Annotated in this window: 4 protein-coding genes; 3 read left to right on the top strand and 1 reads right to left on the bottom strand. The window is 55.8% G+C overall.

Annotated elements, in window-relative coordinates:
• The 3 genes from ORS3428_RS06700 to ORS3428_RS06685 form a co-directional block, all read left to right on the top strand.
• Positions 1 to 630 (top strand): DNA-methyltransferase (locus ORS3428_RS06700; protein ID WP_131802851.1); only part of this gene is annotated, 630 nt, incomplete at its 5' end.
• Entirely contained in the window at positions 572 to 1393 is an 822-nt protein-coding gene (locus ORS3428_RS32945; RefSeq protein WP_131802850.1) for a hypothetical protein, read from the top strand. The genes ORS3428_RS06700 and ORS3428_RS32945, both read left to right, overlap by 59 nt.
• Positions 1394 to 1833: 440 nt before the next feature.
• Positions 1834 to 2625 (top strand): DNA-processing protein DprA, encoded by a 792-nt coding sequence (locus ORS3428_RS06685; protein WP_244507872.1) that lies wholly within the window; start codon positions 1834 to 1836, stop codon positions 2623 to 2625.
• On the opposite strand, the gene ORS3428_RS06680 is transcribed toward ORS3428_RS06685, so the two are convergent.
• The coding region (locus ORS3428_RS06680) for a ComF family protein (protein ID WP_071095744.1) at positions 2608 to 3276 on the bottom strand (669 nt) is incomplete at its 5' end. The two genes, ORS3428_RS06685 and ORS3428_RS06680, sit on opposite strands and share 18 nt — an antisense overlap.

Here is a 3276-nt window from a genome sequence, read left to right as displayed (position 1 = left end):
CGGCACCACGTCATGCCGCTCCATGCCGACATTCAGGTACGCGCACGGTCTTTGGGACTCGACTGCCTGACGCCGATTCTCTGGCATAAGATCGCCAACGGTGTCACAGAGGCTGAGGGCAACGGCGCCGGCTTCTATGGCAAGCCTTATCAGCCCGGCGCTGTCGTCAAGAACGATGTCGAATATGTATTGTTCCTGAGGAAGCCGGGCCAGTATCGGCAGACGAGCCCACTTCAAAAGGCCCTATCCATGCTAACGAAGCCGGAAAYGCAGTCATGGTTCCGATCGTTCTGGACAGATRTTAAGGGGGCATCGACACGCAACGGGCACCCCGCACCCTTTCCGGTGGAACTAGCTGAGCGGCTCATTCGAATGTTCTCGTTTGCTGGAGATGTCGTGCTCGACCCGTTTCTCGGTACGGGGTCCACGTCCATAGCTGCTGCGCTGTCGGGCCGGAACTCTGTCGGGGTCGAAATCGATCCATCTTATCTTAACCACGCCATCGCAAGATTGGACCGAGTAGTTGCCCAGCCGCCGGTCGTGGGCGCAACAAAACTGTCGATTGACGTGAATGGCAAAGAGTCCAAAACCAAAGGTAAGGAAGCTCTCGGGACTTCTGACCGTCGATAATCTGGAACTGAATCCCTCAGCCACAATCAAGGACTATGYCGTCGCCGCGAGCGATTACGTCAGAGCTGCATCAAGCCTCACCGACAGCCAGAAGAAAACGGGACAAATCAGGTTGTCAGCCGGGCTTTCAGTAGCGCTCAGAAACGATCTATTGACGTTCCGACGCGGCCTAAATGTGCAGGTCGGCRAGCATCCTGTTTCTGGCGCGCTTCGTGTTGTGAATGYCGACCTCTTGGAATTTCATCATCTGGACGGCCTGCGCCTTGYGGTCGAAATCAAGCCCGTTAACCTGGCCGTTGGTCGGGCCATCTGGAATCGCTTCGGAGATATCCGAACCTTTGCCGTCAATTTGCACCTAAAGTTCCCATTCTCCGTGGTCGGAGGTGTCCTTACGTTCCCGACCTCAGAGCGAGTCAAGGTGAGCAAGAAATATCCGACCGGCTGGCGATCAACGGAACACCTGATACAGCGGGCCGTGAAGCGCCTTGTACGCGCCGGCGGACGCCAGACCGAGGGAGACGCGCCGCACCTTTTGGAAGCGATTGGCGTACTTGTCTACGACCCTGACACGGCCCAGATACACCCGACCATGCCAGAGGCTGAGACCGGGTTGCGATGGGAAAGCTTCGTGCAAAACCTAGCGCGGGCGCATGAAGGCCGATTTGAAGGCCAGGATGATGCCACTCGAGCTGCGATTGCGGAAGCCGCAATTGAGGCCGGCGAAACCCCGGATGATCCGGAACCGGGTGAGACCGCTACATAGTTCGGATCGTTGCCCCACCACTCCTGACGGAGTTCGAGGCAGCATCGAATGCGCGCGTAGGGTTTGGTTGCTCCCGTCGACGGCTCCCACTCGCGAAACGGCCGCCTGTTGGAACAACTGGCCGATCATTGGATTGCGTTGTGAGCCAAGCCGCGTAGCAGTCGGCTATTCGTCGCCGTCCGGGCAAGCCGGTCATCCCGCAACGGCCTTGAAATTTCACGAGCTGCCTAGAGATTGGAAATGCCGTCCTGGGTCACATTCGGAACCGGAATTTGATTCGCCTGTTTTTCCTAGACCGTGGCAAAGTGGGYTGTGGACGGTTTCGGGTGGATTTGGCTATGTATTTGAAAACAGAGTCAAATTTCAGCAGTTAACCCATTGAGACTTAATGGAATTTGGATTGACTAAGCAGTAGAAATATGAGAACAATTCGACAACAAATGATCGCCGGTTCGAAGGGGAAACGAATGTATTCGGCGGCTATCGAGACGGACCATCGCTTTGCAAAGGCGGGTTCGGCGTATGCTGTACCTGCGCACATCTCATCTTCTAAGCTTTCCGTATCACTTAAAGACACAAACCGCTTCCCGTCTCGCCGCCAAAKGGATTTTCTCGGTCGATCGGAGGCTGAGAATAAAGACGATACGATTTTCTACTATGCAGGCAATCTGTCCCTGCTGACGCGGCCGTGTGTCGCAATTGTAGGCACTCGCCAGGTCTCGGAAAGGGGGCGCGCCCGGACCGCCCGTCTCGCAAGAGGACTTGTCGATGCCGGCGTAGTTGTTGTCTCTGGCCTCGCATATGGCGTCGACACTGTTGCACATCGCACGGCTATTGAAAGCGGTGGGAATACCATCGCGGTGATTGGAACGCCGCTGGATAAGGCAAGCCCGTCAGAAAACGCGGAACTACAGGAGGAGATCTACAAAAATCACCTCCTCATTTCTCAATTCCCCATTGGTCAAAAAACATCGCGAGCGAGCTTCCCCCAACGAAATAAGCTGATGGCAACGCTCACCGACGCGACTGCCGTCATGGAGGCTTCGGACACATCGGGAACGCTTCACCAAGCCGCAGAATGCACACGGCTTGGTCGCTGGCTGTTTATTGCTCGGTCCGTCGTTGACGACGAAACGCTAACGTGGCCGGAAAAGTTTCTGCGGTACGAAACCTGCATGCCGCTTGATAGCGTCGAACAGATAGTGGAACGGGTTTCACCAAGTGCTGCCTAGAGCCGCGCATTGAACTGATTTCGCACCAGCGTTTAACAAAGCTTCTCTGCACGCTCTGAGCGAATTGCCCGTCTTGTGAACGTCGTCCAAAAGCAAAACATCACGGCCCTTGATCAGATCGGGACGTGCGACGGCAATGCTGGCAACATGCACGTCTAAACTGCGGTCGCCACCGTGAGCCAGCTTTTCGATCTTCTTTGTGCGTACAATTGCCYGCGAAGCGTCAATGCGCTTGCCTGACGCAGCCAGGGCGGCGGCGATCCCCGCGAGTCCTCCTCCCTTCTTCTCTGGGTCGTGAGATGGCACAACTGCAACAGCGATGTCGTCGTGCAGCCGCCCGTCAAGCGCATCCGCAAAATGCTTGATCCCGTTCGCCTTGTTATCCTTCACATCGAGGATATGTCCACTATGCGCCGGATAGTTCGTCGAGTCTCCGCCCTCGGATTTGTGGACGCTCCACGGTTTGTAGCTACCTAGCGACACGACATTGTTGTCGCTATCCCGAAAAACCTTTCCCAATTCGCCCTCCCGACTCGCTTCAATATTCGAGTCAACCTTATGGAGAAACATAGTTGTCGGGAAAAACACGAGCAATGCCGTTTTGATCAGCCTGTGGGCCAAGACCGCCCTGTCGCTGCAATCGCTGGATTG

The organism is Mesorhizobium sp. ORS 3428 (assembly GCF_001854785.1).
Taxonomy (GTDB): domain Bacteria; phylum Pseudomonadota; class Alphaproteobacteria; order Rhizobiales; family Rhizobiaceae; genus Mesorhizobium.
The sequence above is the reverse complement of the archived record's forward strand: the minus strand, read 5'-3'. Positions and strand labels throughout refer to the sequence as shown.